The sequence below is a fragment of the Paenibacillus agaridevorans genome, from assembly GCF_018604145.1.
Taxonomy (GTDB): Bacteria; Bacillota; Bacilli; order Paenibacillales; family Paenibacillaceae; genus Pristimantibacillus; species Pristimantibacillus agaridevorans.
In genome coordinates this window covers 4,174,696-4,200,504 of the sequence record NZ_CP075889.1, presented here as the reverse complement: position 1 = coordinate 4,200,504, position 25,809 = coordinate 4,174,696, and the positions used below count along the sequence as shown (strand labels likewise).

At 52.1% G+C, this 25,809-nt stretch carries 20 protein-coding genes and 1 pseudogene; 14 read left to right on the top strand and 7 right to left on the bottom strand.

Translation table 11 applies throughout. From position 1 onward, the window contains the following. Positions 1 to 11 precede the first annotated feature (11 nt). On the top strand, positions 12 to 416 hold the full coding sequence (locus tag KJW29_RS17535) for a carboxymuconolactone decarboxylase family protein (protein WP_214630753.1): 405 nt from the start codon (positions 12 to 14) through the stop codon (positions 414 to 416). Positions 417 to 689: 273 nt separating this feature from the next. Here KJW29_RS17535 and KJW29_RS17530 read toward each other — a convergent pair whose 3' ends face one another. Further along, positions 690 to 1,208: a hypothetical protein gene (locus KJW29_RS17530; RefSeq protein WP_214630752.1), complete on the bottom strand. Its 519-nt coding sequence runs from the start codon at positions 1,206 to 1,208 to the stop codon at positions 690 to 692. Between the two features lie 448 nt (positions 1,209 to 1,656). Here KJW29_RS17530 and htpG point away from each other — a divergent pair, with 448 nt between their 5' ends. After that, positions 1,657 to 3,537, top strand: coding sequence for a molecular chaperone HtpG (gene htpG, locus KJW29_RS17525; protein WP_214630751.1), 1,881 nt, complete (start codon positions 1,657 to 1,659; stop codon positions 3,535 to 3,537). 177 nt (positions 3,538 to 3,714) lie between these two features. On the opposite strand, the gene KJW29_RS17520 is transcribed toward htpG, so the two are convergent. Further along, positions 3,715 to 4,899, bottom strand: coding sequence for an MFS transporter (locus KJW29_RS17520; protein WP_214630750.1), 1,185 nt, complete (start codon positions 4,897 to 4,899; stop codon positions 3,715 to 3,717). A 125-nt stretch (positions 4,900 to 5,024) separates the two neighbouring features. On the opposite strand from KJW29_RS17520, the gene KJW29_RS17515 reads away from it, so the two are divergent. Then, a complete protein-coding gene (locus KJW29_RS17515) occupies positions 5,025 to 5,912 on the top strand; it encodes a LysR family transcriptional regulator (RefSeq protein WP_214630749.1) in 888 nt (295 codons plus the stop codon). 97 nt (positions 5,913 to 6,009) lie between these two features. Further along, on the top strand, positions 6,010 to 6,756 hold the full coding sequence (locus KJW29_RS17510; protein WP_214630748.1) for an IclR family transcriptional regulator: 747 nt from the start codon (positions 6,010 to 6,012) through the stop codon (positions 6,754 to 6,756). A 603-nt stretch (positions 6,757 to 7,359) separates the two neighbouring features. Here the strand turns inward: KJW29_RS17510 and KJW29_RS17505 are convergent. Further along, positions 7,360 to 8,043, bottom strand: coding sequence for a transcriptional regulator (locus KJW29_RS17505; RefSeq protein ID WP_214630747.1), 684 nt, complete (start codon positions 8,041 to 8,043; stop codon positions 7,360 to 7,362). Positions 8,044 to 8,363: 320 nt separating this feature from the next. Between KJW29_RS17505 and KJW29_RS17500 the strand changes: the two genes are divergently transcribed. After that, positions 8,364 to 9,152: an SDR family NAD(P)-dependent oxidoreductase gene (locus KJW29_RS17500; RefSeq protein WP_214630746.1), complete on the top strand. Its 789-nt coding sequence runs from the start codon at positions 8,364 to 8,366 to the stop codon at positions 9,150 to 9,152. Positions 9,153 to 9,197: 45 nt separating this feature from the next. Further along, on the top strand, positions 9,198 to 10,118 hold the full coding sequence (locus tag KJW29_RS17495; RefSeq protein WP_214630745.1) for a fumarylacetoacetate hydrolase family protein: 921 nt from the start codon (positions 9,198 to 9,200) through the stop codon (positions 10,116 to 10,118). Between the two features lie 304 nt (positions 10,119 to 10,422). Here the strand turns inward: KJW29_RS17495 and KJW29_RS17490 are convergent, their stop codons facing one another. Together KJW29_RS17490 and KJW29_RS17485 are read right to left on the bottom strand one after the other, a co-directional pair. Further along, on the bottom strand, positions 10,423 to 11,151 hold the full coding sequence (locus tag KJW29_RS17490) for a class I SAM-dependent methyltransferase (protein WP_214630744.1): 729 nt from the start codon (positions 11,149 to 11,151) through the stop codon (positions 10,423 to 10,425). A gap of 106 nt (positions 11,152 to 11,257) precedes the next feature. Further along, positions 11,258 to 12,160: an AraC family transcriptional regulator gene (locus tag KJW29_RS17485; protein WP_214630743.1), complete on the bottom strand. Its 903-nt coding sequence runs from the start codon at positions 12,158 to 12,160 to the stop codon at positions 11,258 to 11,260. 202 nt (positions 12,161 to 12,362) lie between these two features. Here KJW29_RS17485 and yicI point away from each other — a divergent pair, with 202 nt between their 5' ends. The 7 genes and pseudogenes from yicI to KJW29_RS17450 all read left to right on the top strand — a co-directional run bounded on the left by yicI (position 12,363) and on the right by KJW29_RS17450 (position 23,312). Further along, positions 12,363 to 14,654 (top strand): alpha-xylosidase, encoded by a 2,292-nt coding sequence (yicI, locus tag KJW29_RS17480; protein WP_214630742.1) that lies wholly within the window; start codon positions 12,363 to 12,365, stop codon positions 14,652 to 14,654. Positions 14,655 to 14,958: 304 nt separating this feature from the next. Beyond that, positions 14,959 to 15,066, top strand: a pseudogene (locus KJW29_RS36800) (glycoside hydrolase N-terminal domain-containing protein); the annotation flags it as partial. A gap of 159 nt (positions 15,067 to 15,225) precedes the next feature. Beyond that, on the top strand, positions 15,226 to 17,028 hold the full coding sequence (locus tag KJW29_RS17470; protein WP_214630740.1) for a sensor histidine kinase: 1,803 nt from the start codon (positions 15,226 to 15,228) through the stop codon (positions 17,026 to 17,028). Continuing rightward, positions 17,021 to 18,556, top strand: a complete 1,536-nt coding sequence (locus tag KJW29_RS17465; RefSeq protein WP_214630739.1) for a response regulator transcription factor — start codon at positions 17,021 to 17,023, stop codon at positions 18,554 to 18,556. Before KJW29_RS17470 ends, KJW29_RS17465 begins: the two co-directional genes overlap by 8 nt. Before the next feature lie 969 nt (positions 18,557 to 19,525). After that, positions 19,526 to 20,416 (top strand): ABC transporter permease, encoded by an 891-nt coding sequence (locus tag KJW29_RS17460; protein WP_425517562.1) that lies wholly within the window; start codon positions 19,526 to 19,528, stop codon positions 20,414 to 20,416. Between the two features lie 72 nt (positions 20,417 to 20,488). After that, complete coding sequence (locus tag KJW29_RS17455) at positions 20,489 to 21,319, top strand: carbohydrate ABC transporter permease (RefSeq protein ID WP_397374756.1); 831 nt, start codon at positions 20,489 to 20,491, stop codon at positions 21,317 to 21,319. A 274-nt stretch (positions 21,320 to 21,593) separates the two neighbouring features. Continuing rightward, positions 21,594 to 23,312 carry an ABC transporter substrate-binding protein gene (locus KJW29_RS17450; protein ID WP_214630737.1) on the top strand — a complete coding sequence of 573 codons (1,719 nt, stop codon included), beginning with the start codon at positions 21,594 to 21,596 and terminating at the stop codon, positions 23,310 to 23,312. 209 nt (positions 23,313 to 23,521) lie between these two features. Here KJW29_RS17450 and KJW29_RS17445 read toward each other — a convergent pair whose 3' ends face one another. Next, positions 23,522 to 23,932, bottom strand: coding sequence for a hypothetical protein (locus KJW29_RS17445; RefSeq protein ID WP_214630736.1), 411 nt, complete (start codon positions 23,930 to 23,932; stop codon positions 23,522 to 23,524). Positions 23,933 to 24,075: 143 nt separating this feature from the next. Further along, positions 24,076 to 24,660, bottom strand: coding sequence for an ATP-dependent Clp endopeptidase proteolytic subunit ClpP (gene clpP, locus KJW29_RS17440; RefSeq protein ID WP_214630735.1), 585 nt, complete (start codon positions 24,658 to 24,660; stop codon positions 24,076 to 24,078). Between the two features lie 183 nt (positions 24,661 to 24,843). Between clpP and KJW29_RS17435 the strand changes: the two genes are divergently transcribed. Next, on the top strand, positions 24,844 to 25,599 hold the full coding sequence (locus tag KJW29_RS17435) for an RNA polymerase sigma factor (protein WP_214630734.1): 756 nt from the start codon (positions 24,844 to 24,846) through the stop codon (positions 25,597 to 25,599). The last annotated feature ends 210 nt before the right edge of the window (positions 25,600 to 25,809 follow it).

Below are 25,809 nucleotides of genomic sequence, written 5' to 3'. Positions count from 1 at the left end.
GGGGGAGTACGATGAATTCGGAGGCGTATGACAAAGGAATCGAGACGCTGGGCAAGATGGTTGGCCCGGAGATGCTGCAAGCAACGGTTGAGAAAGTGAAGAAATTTAGTCCGGATTTCGCGAATATGATCGTATCTTTCCCGTATGGCATGATTTATTCCAGGCCGGGACTCGATCACAAGCAGAGGTCGCTCGTCGCGATCTCCGCTTTGATCGCATCCGGTTCCGATGCGCAATTGGACTTCCACATTCACGCTGGACTTAACGCAGGGCTCACGCCCGATGAAATTATAGAGGCCATTATGAATTGTTTGCCGTATGCGGGATTCCCCAAGTCGATCAGCGCCTTGTTCGTGACCATGCGCATATTCGAGGAACTCGGCATCAAGCCAGGCGAGAGCGAAATCGTTGACTGAGGATCATCCAGTCGATTCGATATTGGAAATTTATTTTAAAAAATATTATTTGGAATAATTATGACTGCCGCATCTGTGATGCGGCAGCTTTTTATTTGCCAAATAAGAAAGTTAGCCCTATAGAAAAAGGGCCGGCCCAGAAGCTAACGGACTTACGGGACACTATTAGACTGTTTTGCTTAAAGGTCAAATTCTAACGGACAGGAGCGCCGTTATATGGCCGATTACAGCAAAAAAACGCTCGGATGGTGCAAATAGAGGCGCGTGTGTCCGTTAGATTTTAGAAACATCATTTATTCGAAAAATAGTGACGCTCCTGTCCGTTAGCAGTACAACCTTGTGGCTCAGCTCAATAAAGCGGATAAATCCGCTATAATAGTCCGAGCGCCCCCGGCTCAGCTCAATAAAGCGGATAAATCCGCTATAATAGTCCGAGCGCCCCCGGCACAGCCGAATAAAGCGGATAAATCCGCTATAATAGTCCGAGCGCCCCCGGCTCAGCTCAATAAAGCGGATAAATCCGCTATAATAGTCCGAGCGCCCCCGGCACAGCCGAATAAAGCGGATAAATCCGCTATAATAGTCCGAGCGCCCCCGGCACAGCCAAATAAAGCGGATAAATCCGCTATAATAGTCCGAGCGCCCCCGGCACAGCCGAATAAAGCGGATAAATCCGCTATAATAGTCCGAGCGCCCCCGGCTCAGCCGAATAAAGCGGATAAATCCGCTATAATAGTCCGAGCGCCCCCGGCACAGCCGAATAAAGCGGATATATCCGCTATCATAGTCCATTCGCTCCACGCTCGCTGGGTTGTGTTAACCGAAGCGAATAAGGATTTTTTTAATTCGAAAATGTCGAAAATCGACAAAATAGCGACTCTGCCGTCTATCATAGGTTGTTAGGAGAGGCGAACTCGCAGACATTAACTTCCAATCACTCGCAAGGGTGATTTTGTTGTGATTTAGAAAACTATGCATGGCTTCAAACGGAGGATAAAGGAGCTGCATCTGCATAAGTAGAACCGACTGGGAGTCAAACGGATAACCGTGATACAAACGGAAGCCAACGAAAGAACGAAAGAACGAAAGAACCAACGAAAGAGTTGACATCAAAATTATAGATATGGTATATAAAAGGAGGGATTAGCACTCCTGATGAATGAGTGCTAACACGAAGTGTCGGACAAGCCGACGTCGGAGCCCGATTACATAGTTCCACTATTGAGAGGAGAGCGCATTCATGGTTATGAAGCAATTCCAGGCGGAATCCAAACGACTGCTGGAGATGATGATTAATTCGATTTATACGCAAAAGGAGATTTTCTTGCGGGAGCTGATCTCAAACGCGAGTGATGCCATCGACAAAATTTATTACAAAGCGTTGACGGACGACAGCCTTGTTTTCAATAAAGAAGATTATTTCATTAAAGTGACGGCAGATAAGTCCGCTCGTACGTTGACTCTGACGGATACCGGCATCGGCATGACGCAGGAGGAGCTCGAGAATAACCTCGGCGTTATCGCGAAGAGCGGATCGTTGGCGTTTAAGCAGCAGAACGAAGCAAAGGATGGCCATAACATTATCGGTCAGTTCGGCGTAGGCTTCTACTCCGCATTTATGGTGGCCGACGAAGTAAAAGTAACGACAAGGGCGCTTGGCAGCGACCAGGCATACCAATGGGTCTCCGAAGGCGCCGACGGTTATGTGATTACGCCAGCTGAGAAAGCTTCAGTCGGTACCGAGATCGTGCTTCGCATCAAGGAGAATACGGAGGACGAGCAATACGACGAGTTCCTGGAGCAGTACCGTCTGCGCGCGATTATTAAAAAATATTCCGACTTTATCCGTTATCCGATCAAGATGGATATGACGAGCCAGCGTCCAAAGGAAGGCAGCGAGGGCGAGTTCGAGGAAACGATCGAAGAGCAAACGCTCAACAGCATGGTACCGATCTGGCGCAGGAACAAAAACGAGCTGACGGACGAGGATTACGCCGCATTTTATGCGGAGAAACGTTATGGCTTCGACAAACCGCTTAAGCATGTTCACATCAGCGCCGACGGAGCCGTCGTGTACAACGCGATTTTGTACATTCCGGAGAACGCGCCGTTCGATTATTACACGAAGGAATATGCCAAGGGGCTTGAGCTGTACTCCAATGGCGTTCTGATCATGGACAAATGCGCCGATCTGCTGCCGGATTACTTCAGCTTCGTTAAGGGGATGGTCGACTCCGAGGACCTGTCGCTCAACATTTCCCGCGAGTTGCTGCAGCATGACCGCCAGTTGAAGCTGATCGCGAAGAACATCAAGAACAAAATCAAAAGCCTGCTCCAAGGGATGCAGAAGGATGATCGCGACAACTACGAGAAGTTCTACAAAGCGTTCGGCCGTCAGCTGAAGTTCGGCGTTTACAACGATTACGGAATGAACAAAGCCGATCTGCAAGAGCTGCTGCTATTCCACTCCTCCAAGGAGAACAAGCTGGTCAGCCTCGAAGAATACGTATCCCGCATGCCGGAGGATCAGAAGTACATCTATTACGCGGCCGGCGAATCGATCGCGCGGATCGAAAAGCTCCCGCAAATCGAAGTCGTGCTGGAGAAAGGTTACGAAATTCTGTATCTGACGGACGACATCGACGAGTTCGCGATCAAAATGATCATGAACTTCAAGGAGAAAGAGTTCCGCTCCATATCCAGCGGCGATCTTGGTTTCGAGCAGGACGAAAAGGACAAGGAGTCCGAAACGGAAGCGGACACGAACAAGGAATTGTTCGACAGCATGCAAGAGCTGCTCTCCGGCAAAGTGAAGTCCGTCAAAGCTTCCAAACGTCTGAGAAGTCATCCCGTCTGCCTCTCCGCTGAAGGCGAGCTTTCCATCGAGATGGAAAAAATCCTTAAAGCGATGCCGGACAGCGGCGACGTGAAAGCGGATAAGGTTCTGGAAATTAATGTTAACCACGACGTATTCCAATCGCTTAAGAACGCACACGGCTCTGACAAAGAGAAGTTCAATTTGTATACGCAGCTGTTATACAACCAAGCTCTGTTGATCGAAGGACTTCCACTCCAGGATCCTGTGGAATTTACGAACGATATTTGTAAAGTGATGGTGTAACATCGCGGAGACTCGCACTAACATCATAAATAGGGCTCGCTTGAAGCATCGAAGGCACTAAAGCGGCTCCACAAAACAAAAAGAGCTCATTTTCTACGAAACTAAAGTAGGAGATGAGCTCTTTTTTTGAAGAAGCAGCATATGCCGAAAAGACCATTTCCCCGGCAATAATTGTCGTTAGGCGGCGCTGCGCTTTACTGCAGGAACCGGCTTTCTGTTGCCAATTCGCAGCTGCACGATCATCATCACGATGGCGATGGCGGCGAGTCCCGCGAAGGCGAGCGTGAAGCCGCCGGTTGCGTCATGCGTCCAGCCGACAAGAATCGGTCCCATCGCGCCGATCACATATCCGCCGGATTGGTTCAAGGCAGACCAGGAGCTCGCGGATTCCGCGTCGGAGGTTTCCTCGATCGGCAGCATCAGCGCGATCGGGAACAGTCCCCCGGCGCCAAGACCAAGCAAGATCGTGGAGAACCAAGGGTTGCCGGACATAGCGAGCGTAGCCAAACCAATCAGCTCCAGCGATCCGCAAGCGAGCAGCCATACCAGCCTTCGCGGGAACCGGGACATGAGGAACGGAATAAGCAGGCTGACCGGTATTTGGATGAACGTAAACAAAGTCAACATGGCTCCCGCGAAACCGGCGTTGTAACCCATGCTTTCCACGGTGGGGGCCAGCCATGCAGTGATGGAATAAAATTCGAAGGCCATCAGGCCAAAATAGAGCGTGAGCAGCCACGCGCGTTTATTGCGTATTGGCAGCTTAATGCTGCCGGACGATGATGGCCGCGATACGAGGCCAATACGATTCTTCCTGGTCAGATAGATCCATAAAGGCAGAGCGATGAAAGCAAATAAAGCCCATATTGCGGCAGACGATTGCCAGGATCCTTCGAAAGCGGTTTGCAATGGTACGGAAAGTCCGGCGCTGACTGCGGCGCCAACGACGAGCGCCATGGAATAGATGCCGACGATGGAGGAAGCTTTGTCGGCGAAGTTTTTTTTGATAAAGCCGGATAGAAGCGGACCGGCCACCGCGATTCCGATGCCCGCAGCAAACGCGCTGGCAAGCAGGATGCCGGACGAAAAGGCAAAGTAGCGGGCGGCCGTGGCGATTCCGATGAGCGTCACCGCGATCATGATCGTGCGCTCCAATCCCCACTTCCGGCTCCAGATAACGGCGGTTGGCGCGAACAAGCCCATGCACAGAACCGGAATGGAGGTGAGCAAGCTTGCGATCGTGCCGCTAATGCCAAGCGCTTGCCGAATAGTCTCCAGCATGGGAGCGAGGGAGGTAATGGCTGGCCTCAAATTAAGGGAAGCGAGAAATAACGCTAGAAGAAGCAATGTTGTTTTGCGCATGATGGCGGTCCTCCTGTATTCATTCATTGTGGAATATGATCTAGTGTATTGCGATAGGACCGATTAATCAATACAATGAAAACTATGATGATGATAAGTTTTGACAATGATTGAGGGGGATGACGATGGAGTTTCGTCAGCTGGAATATTTCCTGGCGGTCTGCGAGGAATTGCACGTGACGAAAGCGGCGGAGAAGCTGGGCGTATCCCAGCCGACGCTTAGCCTGCAAATCCGCGCCTTGGAGAATGAATTCGGGGTAACGTTATTCGATCGGATCGGCAAACGAATCGCTCTCACCGAAGCGGGGAGAATGCTGAGAGAGCAGGGAGAAGACATCTTGCGAAGGATGCAATATGCAAGAGACTCCATCCACGATCTGAAAAGCTTTCGTCTGGGAACGGTATCCGTCGGCGTCCTGCCTTCGGATTTGGATTACCGGATCACCAAGCTTCTGATCGAGTATCATCAAGAATATCCCCAAATCAAGCTTAGCATAACGCCATCGATTGAAATCTCGCAGCTCGTCCTGAACGGCCAGGCGGATATCGGCGTCGGGCTTATGCCCGTAAAGGATAAGCGGCTCGTAACGATTCCGGTTTGTACGGAGGAATACGGATTAGTGGTATCGGAGCATCATCCATTGGCAGATCGCCATTCGATTGCGTTTGCGGAGCTAGAGGAGGTCGGCATGGTAATGTACCCGGTCGGCGCGATTGGAAGAACGATCGTAGACGTGACCTTTAAGTCGCACGGCTTCGTCATGAAGACGATTATGGAGACGGGTTCGGTCACATCCATCCTTCAGCTTGTAAAAGCCAATATCGGCGCGACCGTGCAGCCCATTGCCCTGATTGAAAGCATAAACGATCCGTCGTTCCGGTGTATAAAGATCGAAGGCGGAGCCCCTGAGAGGCATCTCTGCGTCATCTATCAATCGGACCGGTATTTAGGTCAAGCGGCCAAATTGTTCATTCAGAAAACGATAGCTTATTTTGGTGGTCCAAAAGAGTGAGAGCTATTGAATCGGGGATTTTGGCTTGTTATAATGGTTCGCAAACCGACAATGAGCCGATAATCTTTAGTTTGCAAAGGAAACGAGGCGGGCAGCAATGACGGACAATAAATATTGGGTGCCGGCAATTGAGAGAGCAGATCGTGTGCTGCGACTCGTGGCAGAGCATCCAGGCAAGCTTCGGCTTATGGAGTTATCCAAACGAACAGACATTAATAAGAGTTCGATGTTTTCCGTGCTTAACACGCTAGAGAAATTAAATTGGATTCTTAAAGACAAAGACGACACATATAGACTTGGCACAGCGATTGGGTCGTTCGTGAGCGGATACTTTCAAAATCATGATCTAATCGACGCCTTTCATATAGAAGCGGCATTAACGAAGACCGTCATCGAGGAGACGGTACAACTGGCGGAGCTGGCAGGAACAGAGGTGCTGTATTTGGCCAAAGAAGAATTCCCCGGTCCCGTTAAGCTGATGTCCGAGCCGGGGATGCGGTTGCCGGCGCTCTCGACGGCGCTGGGCAAAGTGCTTTTAGCCGCACGATCTCCCGAGCAGGTAGCGGAGCTGTATAGCGCCTATGCCTGGCAACAAAAAATGACTCCGAATACGATCTCCGATCTCGACACGTTGGAGAAGGCTCTGGCAATCGTAAGAGAAAAAGGGTACGCCGAGGATTTGGAGGAAGCGGTTCAAGGTTTTTGCTGCGTCGCCGTTCCGATCACACGAGGCGGACAAGTGGTTTCTGCCGTCAGTTGTTCGATGCTCAAGCATCGGTGGGAGACTAAGGGGGCCAAAGTGCTTAAAGAACTTAAGCAATTATCGGGTAGATTATCGTTTTGACAGTAGACCCATATAGACGGGCGTTTTAGGTCTTTTGCCCGGATGCGGCTAAAGTACGCGTTAGCCCGGTAGCGGATAAACCTGCATCAGTAGGCGTTAGCCCGGTAGCGGATAAACCTGCATCAGTAGGCGTTTGCCCGTTTGCTTCAAAGGCTGAGGGTGGGATTCTTGGATTGCGAAGGCAGAAGGTCATTCGCGCAAAAGGAAGCGGCAAGCATGATCAATAGGTTATAAACGGCATTAGCGCGGCGAGCGCGGCGTACGAATTGTTCTTTGCGGTTGGCGTCGTCAAGTGTCGGACAGGCGCTATGCAAGCAAAGAAAGCCCATTGCTCCTGTTGCATTGCTTCAGTTGCGAGTTTAACGGAAATGAGGGGTCTTATTTGGGGAATTCTGCTGTTATTTTAATGCTAATGGAACTGAGCGCCGCTATTCGCCTGTTTTACTGGTGATTCCATTTAAATTGAAAGCAATAAAGGCGCTCAGTTCCGCTATGCATCAAAAAGCCCTCTTTTTCGACGAATAACGTCTCTCAGTTCCGCAAGCTTCCACCGGCTTTCCAAGTTCCTCTGCGAATAATAATGTCTCTCATTTCCCCAAGCTCTTATTCTGGTCTTTCATAGTCCTCTGACGGCCCCAGCAGCCCTCCCATATTCAATTGATACGTTCGAAATCTTATGTTTCCGCCAACGACTGTTATTTGTTGCCCCTCGACTAAACGATGAAGCAACATTCGAGCATAACGGTCAGTAATTCGAAGATGTACGGCGAGTTCATTCGGTGTAAACGGCCTGAGCTTCCGTCGAGCAAAGCGTACGGTTTCCGCTTCCAGGCCATTTAACCCGGCATCCACATTGATTGATAGGAACTTGCCAACGAACGATAATATTAACTGCTTGCAAAACTCTGGTTCATCACGGATTGATAAATATGCGACCGGCAAATAGACCCAATCATCGAGCGATAACAAACTTTGTCGTTGACATAAGTCTTTAAATCGACGTGTATCCAAATCTCTGGCGTGGGATCGATAATCCTGTATTTCAATATTGCCCTTGACACCGCCCCGCAAAAAGGCAAAGTCAAGATAACGGTAGCCGTTATTAAAATCACGGACCTCCCATTCGGGATATAAATGCTCGAAATTACCGACAACAGGATACCAGATCAGCCGGAGCATCTCAAAGGATCCATGACTGAGTCCTTTCTGTAATAATTCTTTTCTACGATGGTTTTTCTCCTGATTAATCTGCTTCTGCAACCATAATTCGTATTCTTTTTTAAACACAAACCCATCCTCCCACTATGAAGTAATGTATTCTCCTGTATTCTCGCTTAAACATAAAAATGCCGCTTCGATACACTTAAGTATCAAAGCGGCATGTGCTTCACGACCGTTGGCCTTAGTATAGCATTGACATTTGTTCAGATTCAAGAGAGAGACTTATACGGAGAGAGTCTTATAGGGATTCGCTCAACCTGCTGATCTACGAGGCAACCGTTTGGAACGGTCTCTTTTTTATTGTGGAATCGGAATGACTGTGTTACTATTTTATTATAAAAAACATGGTTTAATATAATAAACCAATAGGGGATGAGAAGGTTATCATGAGCTTGATTGGACAGCGACTACAGCATAAAACGGCGTTGATTACAGGTGCGGGATCCGGGATCGGTAAGTGTTCCGCAATCGCCTTCGCCATGCAAGGCGCGACGGTCATTGTTAACGATTTGGATGAAGGCAAAGGAGAAGAGACGGTAGAGGAGATTCGCGGCGCCGGAGGTTCGGCATCGTTAATCGTAGCGGACGTTACGGATCCGTCCGAGGTAGAAGCGATGGTCGATCAAGCGATCGAGCGTCACGGCCAAATCGACGTTTTGTTTAATAATGCGGGCATTAGCGGAGTGGGCGCCCTGCATGAAGTGGAGCCGGACGCCTGGGACCGAGTCATGAGAGTCAACATAAGAGGCGTATATCTTCCGAGCAAGTATGTACTACCCTCCATGATGCAGCGCAGGTCCGGAGTCATTATCAATATGTCTTCTTGCGTGGCGGAGATTGGACTGGCTAAACGCGCTTCATATTCGGCGACCAAAGGGGCGGTGCTGGCGCTAACGAAATCGATGCAAGTGGATTATGCGTCCTATGGCATTCGCGTTAACGCTTTGCTTCCGGGCACGATATTGACACCATTTGTCGAGAATTACCTCAAGCAATCGTATGACGATCCCGAAGCGGCCATTGAGTCTCTCAAAAAACGTCAATTAAGCGGCGAGATGGGGCGGCCCGAGGATGTGGCGCACGCAGCGGTATTCCTGGCCTCCGAGGAGTCCAAGTTTATGATGGGATCGCCGCTTTATATCGACGGCGGTGCCGTATTTGGCAAAGATGCTTAGCGATAGCAAAACACAATCACAACTTGACAAGGGAGCGAATGGATAATGAAACTGTTAACCTTTTTCGAGGATCAGACGTATAAGCTTGGCGTACATAGCGGGGAAGGAGAGGGGATATTGGACATAGCCGCGGCACTGGGCAACGTATCAGGCATGGACGTAGAAGACGGAGTACCTGTCACGCTGCAGGCGGTTATCGAAGGCGGTGCGAATGCAATGGATAAGCTTCGGACCTTTGTCGAGATTGCTCTTCGCGCGGACAACCGTTTTACTTATATTCGCCCGGAGTCGGCCCTTACGCTTGGACCTTGCGTAACTCATCCTAACAAAATGATTTGTGTTGGGCTCAATTACCGCAAACACGCGGAGGAGACGGGCGCGGAGATTCCGATTTATCCCGTCCTCTTTAATAAATTCAGCAATACGCTGGCAAGTCAGGGAGATGAGATTCCGTTGCCGAAGGTATCAAGCGAGGTCGACTACGAGGCGGAGCTGGTAATCGTGATTGGCAAGCAGGCCAAAAACGTGGTCAAGGAAGACGCGTTGTCCTATGTGCTTGGTTATTGCAACGTCAACGATCTGTCCGCCAGGGATCTGCAGTTCCGTACGTCGCAATGGCTGACGGGTAAATCCTGTGACAAGTTTTCGCCGCTCGGTCCTTATCTGGTAACGGCGGATGAAGTCGGCGATCCTAATCAGTTGGAGATCAAATGCATCGTTAACGGAGAGGTTCGCCAAGCCTCCAACACGTCAGACATGATTTTTTATTGCGATGAGATTGTCAGTTATATCTCGCAGCTTATGACACTGGTGCCAGGGGATGTCATCTTGACGGGTACGCCTGAAGGTGTTGTGCTTGGCAAGCCAGTCGATGAGCGCGTTTATTTGCAGCCAGGCGACGTCGTGACGATCGAGATCGAAAAGCTGGGTTCGCTAACGAATACAATGGTAGCAGAAATCGGGTAATGATCGGGGCGCCTGTAAGCCGAGAAAAGAGACTGTCGATTAATTATTTTGAGGAGGCATTTTTCAGCTCAACTCGCAAAAACATGTCACTCAGATCAATTTTAAATGATTTTATTTTTTCGTCGAATGAACTCTCAAATCAAAATTGATCTGAAAGGAGAATCGTTTGAATTAATCGACAGTCACGAAAATCGGGTTACATCCTGAAGGGAAGCGCCAATGCGAGCTGCACCCCGAGAAATGGGTTGCAGCCTGCCGCGAAGCGCCATTGCGAGCTGCACCCCGAGAAAATCGGGTTGCAGCTTCACTTTGTGGCGGAAATGATGAGAAACATCGGTCGACGCAGCTCGTCCCGCATGCCGGGGATGTCCAGCTTATCCTCTGCCGGCTTCGGTTCCGCGACAGCCGTCACGACGAAGCCGGCCCGGATGACCGCGTTTATGTAAGTTGCCAGCGTCCGGTGGTATTTCACGACGTTATCGGTCAGGAATGAGGTGATGCGTTGTCCTTCCGACTGATAGTTATCCAGCGGCCAATACAGCGCCTTGCCATCCTCTCCATACTCCCAGCTTTGCTCTGAACGGGCGGTGAAGACGGGATGTTCGACCGAGAAGAGGAACGTCCCTCCAGGCTTCATGCAATTGTAGATTTTCTCGCAGATTGCTCTAAAGTCCTCTACGTAATGAAAAGCCAGAGAGCTGATGACAACGTCGAAGCGATCTGGCGGGAACACGATATCCTCGACAGGCAGCCTCATATATTGTATGCCTGTTCCTTGGGCCAACGTTGACGCCTTCTCCAACATTTTCGACGAAATATCAATGCCGGTTACGTCGCTTGCGCCTTGCTCATGCGCGTACAGGCAATGCCAACCATAGCCGCAGCCCAGATCCAGCACGCTCCGGTCACGAAGCTCGGGAATCAGCGTTCGCAGCACATGCCATTCTCCGGCTCCCTCCAAACCTTTCAAAGATCTCTCCATCTTGCCATAAGCATCAAAAAATTCCGCTTCGTCGTATTTGTTTTGTTTCATGAATAAGGCCTCCTTCATTACTAATGGGAAGTTCGGGACATGCTAGAGGCTTGATTTGAGCGACGGCGAATGTTCCGGCAGCTATAACCCCGGCACCGGCTCAAGCCTAGCCAATCACATGCGATTTTCTGTATTCGGACGGCGTGCATTTCATACGGCTCCGGAACACCTTTACGAAGTAGCTGATATGATCGAAGCCGACATCCATGGCGACAGCCGCGATCTTGGCGTCAGGCTGGAGCAGCAGCTCGGCCGCCTTTTTGATTCGGTAACCGTTCAAGAATTCGACGGGAGTTTGGTGGGTCATGCTTTTGAAGAAGCGGCTGAACTGTCCTTCGCTCATCGGAATCTGCTCTGCCAGCTCGGCGATTCGGATCGGTCGGCCGTAATGTTCCTGCATATAGCCGATGACGGCCTTGAGCCGTTCCAGCTTAATTTGAAGTTGTGCGTTGCCCCCGTGATCGCTTCGGCTAACGAGCTGCTCCGAGGATGCGAATTGGTGCAGCATCAAATATAACAGCCCTTTCGCCGCGGCTTCGTATCCCGTCTGCTGTCTCTCGCTTGCGTCGATCAAGCCGGACAAGTAATCCAGCGCGGCATCGCTCCAGTCCGTCCCCGGCTTAAGATGGCGGGGGAAGGTGCGGGACTTGTCCCGCAGCGGAACGACGTAACGCTCCTGCACGGCATCGATCACCGCGCTCGCCAACAGCTCTGTATCGAAGACGACTGCGCAATACGAGCACGGGGAATCCCCAAGCGCATGACCGGCATGTATATCCCCGCCGTCGATGTAGACGGCCTCGCCCGCCCGGACGGGAAAGTAGTCCGTCCCGACCTGAAACAGTACTTCTCCCTCCAGCATATAGAACCATTCCGCTTCCGCATGCCAATGACATTCCAGCACCGGTTCTCCGGGGGGGATGGGACCGATGCGGTATGCCGCCAGAGGGAACCCTTCCGTTCCATGCAGGCGATTCTCCTTGAGCGATTCCTTCTGCGAACGATCCATTTTTCTTTCCCCCATCTTACATCGGAATCATGCTATAAACAGGCATAATTCTGTTAGATGAAACGCTTACCAGTCAGTATACTGCAAGTATAACATAATTCTATATGCTTAATTGTAGAGGAAATGATGCAAATGGATCCAACAGGCGCTTTGATGATGCCATTTTTGAACAATATCTAAAAATAAAGGCGGTGCTTTACACATGAAATTTACAGACGGCAACTGGATGATACGCAAAGGGTATGAGGTGCTAAGCGCGGTGCAGGCACACGACTTCGAGAAATCGGAGGGACAATTGACGGCCTACGCGTCGCCCCGGCCCATTCTGTCGCGTTCCAACATGTTGGATACAATGCTGCTGACGGTCCAGTTCCACTCGCCGATCGAAGGCGTGATCGGGGTTAAGCTGATTAACCATGCGGGCGTGGTGGAACGCGGTCCCGCATTCGAGCTGGCAAGCGACGGCAGCCACGCGGTCATCGCGGAGACGGACGAAGCGGCAACGCTGACGACGGGCAATCTTAGCGTGCGCATTAGCAAGGGAGACACATGGCGCGTTGATTTTTACCGGGGCGGCGAGCGGCTGACGGGCAGCGCCCAGAAGTCCATGGCCTATATCAAAGCCGAAGGCGAAGGCAAGGCATACGTGCGCGAAGAGCTTGATCTGGGCGTTGGCGAATGGGTATACGGACTTGGCGAGCGTTTCACCTCGTTCGTAAAAAACGGCCAAACGGTCGATCTGTGGAACGAGGACGGCGGCACAAGCTCGGAGCAATCCTACAAAAACATTCCTTTTTACCTGACGAACAAAGGGTACGGCGTGTTCATCAACCATCCGGAGCTCGTTTCGCTTGAGGTTGCGTCGGAAAAGGTGAAGAAGGTGCAATTCAGCGTCGAAGGCGAATCGCTCAGCTACTTTATTGTAGACGGGCCAAGCATGAAGGAAGTGCTGGGCCGCTATACCGACTTGACGGGTAAGCCGGCTCTGCCGCCGGCATGGTCATTCGGCCTCTGGTTGACGACGTCGTTTACGACCAACTATGACGAATCGACGGTTATGTCCTTTGTCGAGGGCATGGCGGAGCGCGATCTGCCGCTTCACGTCTTCCACTTCGACTGCTTCTGGATGCGAGAGTTCCACTGGACGGACTTTCAATGGGACGAGCGCGTTTTCCCCGATCCCGTCGGTATGCTGAAGCGTTTGAAGGAGAAGGGACTCAAGATTTGCGTATGGATCAATCCGTACATCGCCCAGCGCTCCAGACTGTTCAAAGAAGGCAAGGAAAAAGGCTATTTGGTGAAACGTCCAAACGGCGACGTCTGGCAATGGGATATGTGGCAGCCGGGCATGGCGCTGGTCGACTTCACGAATCCGGCAGCCTGCGAGTGGTACGCCTCATACCTGCGCGAACTGGTGGACATGGGCGTGGACAGCTTCAAGACGGACTTCGGCGAGCGGATTCCGACCGATGTCGTCTACCACGACGGCTCCGATCCGTTTAAAATGCACAACTACTACACGTACCTCTATAACGAAGTGGTATTCGACGTTTTGGTGGATAAGCTCGGCCAAGGCGAAGCGGCGTTGTTCGCGAGATCGGCTACGGCGGGCGGGCAGAAGTTCCCGGTTCACTGGGGCGGGGACTGCTATGCGGATTACGAGTCCATGGCAGAAAGCTTGCGCGGCGGTCTTTCCCTCGGCTTGTCCGGCTTCGGCTTCTGGAGTCACGACATCGGCGGCTTCGAGAGCACGGCGCCGGCGCATGTGTTTAAACGCTGGTTAGCCTTCGGATTGCTCTCCAGCCACAGCAGGCTGCATGGCAGCAGATCGTACCGGGTGCCATGGGCGTACGACACGGAAGCGGTAGACGTGACGAGATTTTTCACTAGGCTCAAGTGCTCGCTCATGCCTTACCTGTTCCGCACGGCGGTGCAGGCAAAGGAAGAAGGCGTGCCGTCCATGCGCGCGATGGTGCTGGAATTCCCCGAGGATCCAAGCTGCGAGACGATCGACCGCCAATATATGCTTGGCGACAGCCTGCTCGTTGCGCCGATCTTTAACGAAGAAGGAAGGGTCACGTATTATTTGCCGCAAGGCACTTGGACGCATTTGCTTACGGGCGAGACGGTGCAAGGCGGCTCGTGGCGCAAGGAGACCCATGACTTTATGAGCCTGCCGCTATTCGTAAGGCCGAATACGCTTCTTGCGATCGGCGCGAACGACAACGTGCCGGACTACGAATATGCGGATGGCGTGACGTTAAAGCTGTTCGCTCTGGAAGACGGCAAGTCGGCAACCGCGACCGTGCACGAAACGAAGGGCGGAGTCTCGCTAAGCGCCGTTGCAACGCGCAATGGCAATGAAGTCATCGTTAAGGTGGAGCGTTCGGCGGGCCATACGTTCGCGTTCGAGATCGCGGGCCAAGAAGGAAGCAAGGTAGAAGTGCCGGCGGGTGGCGCGTGCGAGAGCTTCGCAGTCACGCTGAAGGGCTAGTCTTACCCTTGGAAGACGGAAGCAACAAGGATATCCCCGCCGTTCTTGGGCGGAGGAGTGTATCGCGATTGTAACGGACCTCAGGGACGTTATTGGTCGGTTGAAGCGCGCATAAGCGTTAAATCGAGGCAATAGCGGCTCTGTTGTCCTTTTTTTTCGATAAGAAGGGAATTTAGCGGAATAGTTTCCGTGCTGGCCATGTCTAATTTCCATATGATTTTATGTGGAATGAAAGCGGTATTGCGGTTGGTCGACGTTCGTTATGATGGACTGTAAGGGAAATTGGACGGAGGTGGTGAAGGCGATGAAATTGTGGTACAACGAGCCGGCAGCGGATTGGAACGAGGCGCTGCCGATCGGCAACGGCAGACTGGGCGCGTTGGTATTCGGCGGGATCGGGACGGAGCGGCTGGATCAGCTTCGAACAGCTGGACGCGGAGGCACTTTCCGGGGCGCGGGTGTTTGCCGGTCGAGTTCTCGTTGGTGCTATAGGCGGGAAAGCGGAGCCAGCACGGTTATGCTAGAATGGAGGAAATATTAGCCGGCATGGCGGCAAGGAGACGATAGCAGCATGTTCATTGAATTTGTCAGACGGCTTGCGAACCGTACAAATGATATTCGAATCAAGCCCAAGCTGATCGTCTCCTTCATTCTGGTCGTGTTCGTCCCGGTTCTTATCGTAGGCGTATTTCTGACTCTGGCGTTTCGCCAAAATGTGCTGGATCAAGCCACGCAGCAAGTAGGCAGCAACGTCGACAGGGTGAAGTCGCAGATTGCGAACATCGTCCGCATGCCGCTTGAAGTTTCGGATAATCTGCTCAGCGATGCTCGGTTGATGAACGTCGTTAATACGCAGTATGCTTCAACGTATTCGGTTGTAGAAGCATACCGGGAATACCGAGACATCCGCGACTCCGTCAAGCTGTATAACGAAATTCATAATATCCGTTTCTATTATACGAACCCGACGATGCTGGACAACTGGGAATTCCTCCGAATCACGCCGGAGAAGACGCGCGAACCTTGGTTCCATCAAGCGATGACCGAGGACGGCATCCGTTGGCAATACGTCGAGGACGAGACCAAGGGCAATCGGAAATATCTCAGTCTGGTGCGCAAAGTCAATTTTCCGCTATATCGGACAAGCGGAGTGCTCGTCATCACGATCGACCCCGAGGTGCTGGGCAGCATGATGCGTCAGGAAGCGTTCGACACCATGATCATCGAGGACAATGGCTACATCGTAGCGGCGAAGGACGGCGCGCTTGTCGGCAAGAACATCAATGACGCGACCTTTAACAGTCCCATAGCAGGCAAATCGGAGGGGACCTATGAATTCCGATATGACGGCAAACCTTCCCGCGTCGTGATCGAGAAGCTTATCCCGACTTCGAGCCGGAACGGACTGCGGGTCGTCTCCGTGTTCGCCGTGGACAGCATTGTCGGCGGAGCGAACCGGATCAGCTTGCTTGGGCTGGCCATCATGCTTGTCAGTCTCGCTGTTGCATGGGGGCTTATCTATTTGACCTCAACGTTAATCTCCAAGCGAATGCTGCTCCTTCACAAGGATCTCAACAAGGTGGCGATGGGCGACTTAAACGTCATCTCCTCCGTCAGCGGCAACGACGAGATCGGCATGTTGTCCCGTCAATTTAATAACATGGTCGTCAGCATCAGAGGATTAATGGACGAGGTTGCGGATTCCGAAAGCCAGAAGGCGCAGCTGCTGCTCCGCCAACGGGAGATCAAGCTTAAGATGATGGCGAGCCAGATCAATCCGCACTTCCTGTTCAACGCGCTGGAATCCATCCGGATGAAGGCTCATATGAACGGCCAAAAGGAAATCTCCGTCGTCGTTCGGATGCTCGGCAAGATGATTCGGCAAAACCTGGAGGTCGGCAATCGACGCATCGCGATCCGCGACGAAATCGAGGTCGTGCGGTGTTACCTGGAAATTCAGAAATTCCGTTACGGCGGCGACCGGCTTTCCTTCCTGCTGGACGTCGATGAAAGCTGCGCTTCGGTGGAGCTTCCGCCGCTCGTTATTCAACCGCTTGTCGAGAATGCCGTCGTGCATGGTCTCGACCATGTCGAGCAAGGCGGCTTCGTATCCGTCCGCGTCTATCGGAACGAGGAGGGCGTCGGGATCGAGATCAAGGATAACGGCTCCGGCATCGACGAGGAGCGGATGGGGAGCATTCTTCGTTCGTTCGACGATATGGAAGAAGAACAATATCGGATTGGTCTTCGCAACGTACATCAACGGTTAATCATGATTTATGGCGAATCATTCGGGTTGCGAATAGAAAGCGTTCTTGGCGAGGGAACGTTTATTACGTTCAATATTCCGACGGGGGGATTACGTCATGCATAAGGTAATGATCGTGGACGACGAACCGATGATCCGGCAAGGACTGCAAACCTTGATCGAATGGGAGCGTCTTGGCTTCGAGATTGCGGGGACGGCCGCGAACGGCAAGGATGCCATCGAGCAGCATGCCTTGCTGCGCCCGGATCTGATTCTGATTGATATCCGAATGCCGGTCATGGACGGTCTGAAGGCCATCGAAGGAATAAGGCAAAGCGATCCCGATTGCCGCATTCTTATTTTAAGCGGCTATGCGGACTTTAATTATGCCAAGCAAGCCATTGTTCACGGCGTCAGCGGTTATGTCGTCAAGCCGATTGACGAGGACGAGCTGGAGAGCTATGTCGAGCGCGCCTCGCAGGAACTGGGCTTGCGCAAGGATGTCGGCTCGGGCCTGAGCGAACGTAATGCGTCGCTGCTTCGGGAAGAGCTGCTTCAAGGCTTGGCGGAGGGCAAGGCTCAGTTAGATTTCGATATTCCCAGCCTGTTCGGGTCGGAAGCTTCGCTTGCGGGCAGCCGTCTGTTGCTGATCGAGTTATATAGCCGCGAGCACTCTCTCACGATGAAGGCGGTAGCGAAGAAAAAGCTGACGGAGCTGATCGAGGATCGGGGGCTGGGCTGGGTATTTTCGACGGAACCATATATCGGTCTGCTGCTCAAGAACGGTCCATGGCTGCGCGGCGACATGACCCCGATAAGGGAGACGTTGGAGGAAACATGCGGCGACCGGATTCGTTACACGGCTGTAGCGGGACCTCCTATGAAGTCGTTAACCCAATTGCCCGGCGCAAGCAGCGAGGCGAAGGCGCGGCTCCGACGCCGCTTCTTGCTTGGTAGCGGAAAAATCTACAATTCGCAGGCATCGGACGAGAACATGGCGAAGACTAAACGCGAGCCGCTAAGCATCGAGGAGTTGGCGCAAGTATTATTTTACAGGGTAGATCTCGGCAATGGGCACGACGTGCTGCAGCAAGTCGACGAGTTCGCGGAGGAGCTTGTCCGGCTTGATGATTCCGAGCAGACGCTCAAAAGCAATTGGGCGCAGCTGCTGACGCTTATGCTGAACAAAGCCGCAGCCTTCCACCCTCAGCTGTCGCTGAAGGACGATCTCTATATGGTAACGAGGCTGTACTTGGCCCACCACTATGAAGAAATGCTGGATGAGCTTAAGACGCGGCTGACGGATTTAACCGCCAAGATCGGAGGCACAGACAGCAGCGGCACCATGAAGCGGGTGACAGACTTTATCGAGCGCCATTACAGCGAACCGCTTCGGCTGGAGACGCTTGCCGAGCTTTTTAATTACAACAGCGGATATCTCGGCAAGCTGTTCAAAAGCCACACGGGCGAAAGCTTTAACACCTACCTCGACAAGGTGCGCATCGAGCAGGCTATCAAGCTGCTGCGCGAAGGCCACAAGGTGCATCAGGTCGCGGAGCGCGTAGGTTACGCCAATGTCGATTATTTCCATGCGAAGTTTAAGAAGTATAAAGGCGTGTCCCCCTCGTCGTTCAAGAGCGGGGCGGAAAAGTAGTTTGCTTCGGTCGGGAGCGGGACGATAAACCGTCGTTGGTATCATCCCGAGGCCTTGGTGCACTCGGTTCAGAAAATGGCTCCCGGCTCAGAAACCCTTTCCTAGCGGGACTTTGGCGCGCTCCAAGTCGGAAGTTAGCGTCCAGATCGGAATCTGTATCTCGCGGGGTTCTATTGAACGCCGTGCCGAATCCGGCTCCACGATTCCGAACGTAATCAAACAGGTTTCGGTTTCGTGCCCCACTCCATTTTACCCTGTTGGGATACAAGGGTGTCTGTCCGTACCCCTGCGGGAAATCCGCATGCCGATTAAAAATCTCCATACCACTCCCACTGTGGTTTTTGGAGGTTTTTTTTGTATTCGTGGGTTGCGTGCGCCGTCAACCAGCCGAATTTATTGAGGCCAGCGTCTTCAGTCGGGATCTGTAACGGACATACGCGTCACTATTTCGGTGGAATTGTCCATTTTCGAAATCTAACGGACGAGAGTGGCGCTATTTGGTCGAAAATCCTATTGAGTCCCGTGCATTTACTCGAATAATGTCGTTGAGGTCCGTTAGATTTGGCGATTGCTCATTTTGGAGGGAATAGCGTCGCTGATGTCCCTTAGAGGCGTGACGCGGCAAACTAGGTGTGAAGGCGGCACAAGGCAAGCCAGGCGTAAAGGCGGCACACGGCTAGCTCGACGTAATTTCGGGTACGCGGCAAGTTAGGCGTAACGGCGGGACGCGACAAGCTCGGCGTAGTTGCGTGACCGAAAAGCAGTGGGGAGCATCGCCGATTTTGATATGATTTTATGACCGATATGGACGGTGTCGGGGGATGTGTATTTTCCGTTAAGATTAGGACAACAACAAAAGCAGGTCGCATGGCGTCAGCAGAGGAGGAAACATGCCAGATGAAAACAATGCCGTCCACGGAACACGGCCGCACGTCGGCAGTCAATAAGCGTAAGCGTTTTCTCGGGAGGATGATCGAGCACCGATACTTGTACCTGATGTCGCTTCCTTTCGTAGCGTGGATCATCGTGTTCAGTTACGTCCCGATCTGGGGCTGGCTGATGGCGTTCCAGAACTACAAGCCGAGATTCTCGATCCTGAACCAGCAATGGGTCGGCCTCGATAATTTCTTCGAATTGTTCACCGACGAAAGGTTCTATCTCGTATTGCGGAACACGCTCGGCATGAGCATTATGGGGCTGATCGTCAGCTTCACGGTTCCCATCATCTTCGCCCTGTTCATTAATGAAATCAAGAATCAATTCTTTAAGCGTTCGATCCAAACGATCTCTTATCTGCCTCACTTCGTTTCATGGGTTGTCGTCTCCGGAATGGTGTACAAGATGTTATCGACAGATGGCGGCGCGGTCAACCAACTGCTGATGGCGCTTCACATCATCGACGCTCCCATCCAGTTCATGGCCAAGGGCGAGTGGTTCTGGGGTATCGTCACGGCATCGGATGCTTGGAAGGAGACGGGCTGGAACTCCATCATCTTTTTGGCTGCCATGGCGGGCATCGATCAAGAGCAATACGAGGCGGCGACGGTGGACGGAGCGGGACGCTTCCGCAAAATGTGGCACATCACGCTGCCCGGCATCCGGACAACTTTCATGGTACTGTTCATCCTCTCGATCGGTCATCTGATCAGCATCGGCTTCGAGAAGCAGTTCTTGCTCGGCAACCCGCTCGTCAGCAATTATTCCGAGGTATTGGAGTTATACGCGCTGAACTACGGCATCAATCTCAGCCGCTACTCCTACGGTACGGCCATTGGCATCTTCAACTCCGTCGTCAGCATCATCCTCGTGTTTGCGGCGAATTACATTTATAAACGCATTACCAAAGAATCGGTGATATAAGGAGGCCTTTGCATGAATGTTTCACAACGCAGATACGGCGACAAATTGTTCGACATCGGCCTCTATTGTCTAATGGTCATTGCGGGTATCGTCACGCTTTATCCGTTCCTTAACGTTCTCGCCATTTCGTTCAACAACTCGGTCGATACGGTGCGCGGAGGCATTACCATCTTCCCTCGGGAATTCACGCTGGACAACTACGCGACGATCTTCGCGTTCGACGGATTGCTCACGGGCTTCAAAAACTCCGTCCTGCGGACCGTCATCGGCACGATCGTCGGCGTCCTGTCGGCTTCCATGATGGCTTACACGCTGAGCCGCCGCGACTTCCAAGCAAGAAAGTGGATGTCCGTCCTGTTCGCGATGACGATGTACTTCTCCGGCGGCCTGATCCCGGGCTATATGCTGATGAGACATCTGGGCTTAATCGGTACCTTCGAGGTGTATATCATTCCGGCTATCCTGAGCGTATGGAACGTGTTCGTTGTCCGCTCCTATATCGATAACCTGCCTATCGCCTTGCAGGAATCGGCCAAAATCGACGGCGCAAACGATTGGACCATCTTCTGGCGGATCATCCTGCCGCTATGCCAGCCGGTGCTGGCGACGATCGCTTTGTTCGTGGCGGTGGGACACTGGAACGCTTGGTTCGATACCTACCTCTTCAATAACATGAAGGCGGAAAATACGACCTTGCAGTACGAACTTATGAAGGTGCTGCAGTCGACGCAATCGGGCAACAACTACCGCGATCCTAACGCGCAGCAAGCTATCGCTTCGGTATCGCCGGAATCCATCAAGATGGCGATCACCATCGTCGTCACGGTTCCGATCCTGATGGTTTACCCATTCCTTCAACGTTACTTCGTCAAAGGCATGACTCTAGGCGCGGTGAAGAGCTGAGGTTGTAAGGTTTGAAGGTTTGAAGTTTAAATCGAAGTTCAAAAAGTCCGGTTTTCAGCACCGAGAAGATTGGACGAAACTGAGAACTGAGGAACGGAGTGTAGCAGCGCTACATGAGCACCGGAAGTTCCGGCTGAGTTCAAGATTCGACGTCGAATATGCATCCATGAGATACATCGTGATCAAAAGCGGACTTTTTGAACCACCATCGGTAGTGACGGGGTATCCTGTTCTATATAGTTAGGTACATTATTAAAAGGGAGGCAACACTCAGATGAAAAAGAAAACCAAAATGATGTTCAGCACGCTGCTTGTCCTCGTCTTCATTTTCCTTGCGGCTTGCTCCGGCAACACTGGAGGCAATGGCGGAAATACCGGCGCGTCGAACGGCGGCAATTCCGGCAATGCCAACAATGCAGGCGAGGAATCGCTTGAGCCGATTACGATTCGCCTTGCATCCGGCGACGTAAACGCGAACTGGGATGACATGAAAAGCGAAGTCGGCCAAGAGATTCTGGCCAAAACGGGCGTAACGCTTAAACAGGAGTTCCCTGTTGGCGGAAGCGATGCCGACATGTTTGCCCTGATGGTCGCAAGCGACGAATATCCGGACCTCGTTATGCCGAAGGGCAACGCGGGCAAGCTGGTTGACGCCGGCGCGCTGATCGACCTTCGTCCGTTGATCGAAGAACATGCTCCGAACCTCAAGAAAATTTATGGCGAATACTTCAACCGTCTTCGTTGGAGCGAGCAAGACGACGCGATCTACGTATTGCCGCAAGATGGCGTAGGCCACACTTATTTCGAGGCGGGCGGCGGCTTCCAGTTGCAGCATAAGGTTCTTGAAGCAGCGGGTTTCCCCGAGATCAAAACGGTAAAAGATTACGAGAACGCAATCAAAGCCTACATCGAAAAAAATCCGAAAACCGAAGACGGACAACCTACGATCGGCATGTCGCTGAACGGCGGCGAATGGCAGATCCTTATCTCCGTAACGAACCCCGCGTTCTACGCAACGGGCGCTCCGGATGACGGCGAATTCTACATCAACCAAGAAACGTTCGAAGCTATCATGCATTACCAGCGTCCCGAAGAGCGCGAATACTTCCGTTGGCTGAACCACATGAACAATATCGGCTTGCTGGATCCCGAGAGCTTCGTCCAGAAGTATGACCAATACAAAGCAAAAATCGCTTCCGGCCGCGTTCTGGGTCTGGTTGACCAACAATGGGACTATGCGGATGCCGAAAACGCGCTGAAAGCCGAAGGCAAATTCGACTCCACGTACGCACGTTTCCCGGTTACGCTTGACGAGACTTATCAAGACCATTCCTTCCAAGGAACGGGTTACCTGTCCGGTTACGGCATTGCGATCACGAAAGACGCAAAGGATCCGGTCCGCGCCATCAAGTTCCTGGACTACCTTGCATCGGATGAAGGCCAGGTTCTCGTCAACTGGGGGATCGAAGGCAAGCATTACAACGTAGAGAACAGCAAACGCGTTATCCCTGCCGACGTACAAGCGCAGAAGTCGAACGACAACAATACGTTCAAGAAAACGACGGGCATCGGCAACTATCTGATCTCCGCCCGTTATGGAGACGGCGTTATGGATCCAAGCGGCAACTACTATACAACGAACTTCCCGGAGCAGATCGTCACGGCTTATTCCGAAGCGGACAAAAAGACGCTGGCGGCTTACGGTGCAACGACGTACAGAGATCTGTGGCCGGCTAACGACGCGTTCCCTGAGCGCAAATACGGAGCGGCTTGGACACTTCCATTTGAGACGGGTTCGCAAGCGAACGTTATTTTCCAGAAGACGCAGGACATTATGAAAAAACGTATTCCCGAAGCGATCCTGGCGAAGCCGGAAGACTTCGATAAAATCTATGACGCCTTCCTGAAGGATTTGGACGATGCCGGCGTGGCGAAGTTGAACGAGGAATTCTCGAACATGGTCAAAGCCCGCGTGGAACTTTGGTCCAAATAATAACGCAATACGAGCGCACCAAAGAGAACATTTCAAACAGGTAACAAGGGAAAAGGTCGAAGCAAAGGAAACCTCTGCTCGACCTTTTTCACTTTATAAGAAAGTATAAGTTTTCTCCATACTTGACCTTTAATTCTCGGAATAAAACGCGTTGCGCCGCCAAAGGACGGCGACAGACGTTTCACATTGTCTTATTTTATTTCTTTGACTTACTTGCGGCCGTACAGCTGCACGTCGATTGTGTCGATTCTGCCTCTGCCTCTTCCGCCGCAGTCGCCGGAGTATCCCGTTGAGTAGGCTGTAATGTTGACATATCTGCCGGGCACCCTGTACGTGTCCGTATACGATTGTCCCGGAGCGAGCCTCACTCTTGCGAGCCTATAATTGTTGCTTCTACCGTTCTGCGTGCTGGTCATGGCGACAGTAACGGACGTCGCGGATGTGCCGCGATTCTCTGCGAACAAGCGAATGGTTTCATATTTTTTGACTTCGATGCCTCGGTCTTTGTGATGGTGGTGATGATGATGGTGACGGTCTTTTCGAGTCAATACTCTGCTCGAGCCAGTACGGATCGATACGCCTTCAGCGGGTGTACTGAACAACAATTTGTTCTTAGCCAAATGCTTTCACCTTCTTCTTGTAAAAGTACTATATGCTATGAATCAGCTCTAGCATTTGCTTGTACTTTTGCCGAAGGAGATCTGTCCCGATAGAGCGTTGTTCTCATAGAAAGAGTTGATGGAATCAGGTTGCCGGAACGGCGTTAGCGCTGAATAATCACCTTGTCGATGATGCCGTATTCGACCGCTTCTTCCGCTGACATGTAATAGTCTCGGTCCATGTCCCGCTCGATCCTCTCCAGCGACTGACCGGTGCGCTCTGCGGTAATGCGGTTCAGCTTTTCCCTCGTGTTAAGAATATGTCTGGCGGTAATGGCGATATCGCTCGCTTGTCCCCGGGTGCCGCCGTGAGGCTGATGAATCATGATCTCGCTATTAGGCAGCGCGAATCGCTTGCCTTTTTGGCCTGCCAGCAGAAGAATGGCGCCGAAGGAAGCGGCGAAACCCGTGCAGATGGTGCTAATCTCCGGCTTCACGTATTGCATGGTATCATAGATGGCAAGACCTGCCGTCACCGAACCGCCCGGACTGTTGATGTACATATGGATATCCTTGTCGGGATCTTCCGCCGTTAGAAACAGCAACTGTGCAATGATGCTGTTAGCAACGGCATCGTTAATTTCCGAGCCGACAAAGACGATGCGGTCCTTCAGCAGTCTCGAATAAATATCGTACGATCTCTCGCCGCGGTTCGTCTGCTCGACGACGTAAGGTATTGGAATGTTCATAGGGTAACCTCCCGTAGGTTTGAATTGGATTACGCCGGGTAAACGATCCAGGGGGCTGGAAGGATACGCGAGTTCGGGATAGGATATAAGTATAATGCGGAGAGTAACTTTTAAGCGTATTCGTTCGTTTACCCCATAAGGACGATATCCGCTTCGCTTGCAGCGGGTGAAGGAGGCTGGACAATGATAAGCAAAGATGGCATTGCGGATAGAGGGATCGAGAGACGGGATGCAAGTATGGAGCTGGAAGCGCTGCAGGCATCGTTGTACCGGTACTGCATATCGCTGACGGGCTCTATCCCCGATGCGGAGGACCTCGCGCAGCAGACATGGCTGAAGGCGATACAGAGCCGGAAGATAGAGAGTCACGTTAATCCGGAGGCGTTCCTGATCCGGGTAGCCAAGAACGGCTGGGTCGACGAATGCCGCCGAAGACGGATGCTGCGGGAACGTATCGGGCAGCTGCAAGAGGCTGGCGGTCAGCCGCCTCAGGAGGATACGGAAGAAGCGGATCGGGCGATCGCCGCGATCTATCGACTGATGTCGCCGATCCAGCGAACCGTATTCATGCTGCGAGACACGCTCGGTTACTCCATCGCGGAGACTGCAGAATTGCTGGATACAAGCGAAGGAGCAGTGAAAGCTGCGCTGCACAGAGCGCGTCGTACGCTTGAGGACGTAAGGACGGCGTTGCTTCAAGATAGCGAATACGATAAGGGCCACGTTTTGGGAACGGAAGATTTAGAATCGGAAGCGATGGTGCGGCAAGTCCGGGAAGCCTACGTTTTTGGCCGAACCGACGAGTTAATACGGCTGCTGTATGTGCCTCAGATCTCTGCGGGGAGACTGGAGGTTATTGGCTGGAGCGTACAGTCTCCAAGCTATGGCACAACCTCGATGGGGCCGCAAGCCTCGTATTCCATGCTTATGTCGGCTTGATGTCCGTGGATTTCTGGCCTGATTCGGCGTAAATGCTGTTTCTGTGGCTTGATAACCTGGGCCGGGAAAGCTGCGTAATGGACGTTTCTGTTGACCGGATATATTTCCTTGCTATCCTGCCTCAGCTATTGAGGCGGGCTAGTGGAGGTTAGGGCGGTATTAAGGGACATTTGATATACTGGAACAAGAAGAAGGAAAAAAGGAAAGAAG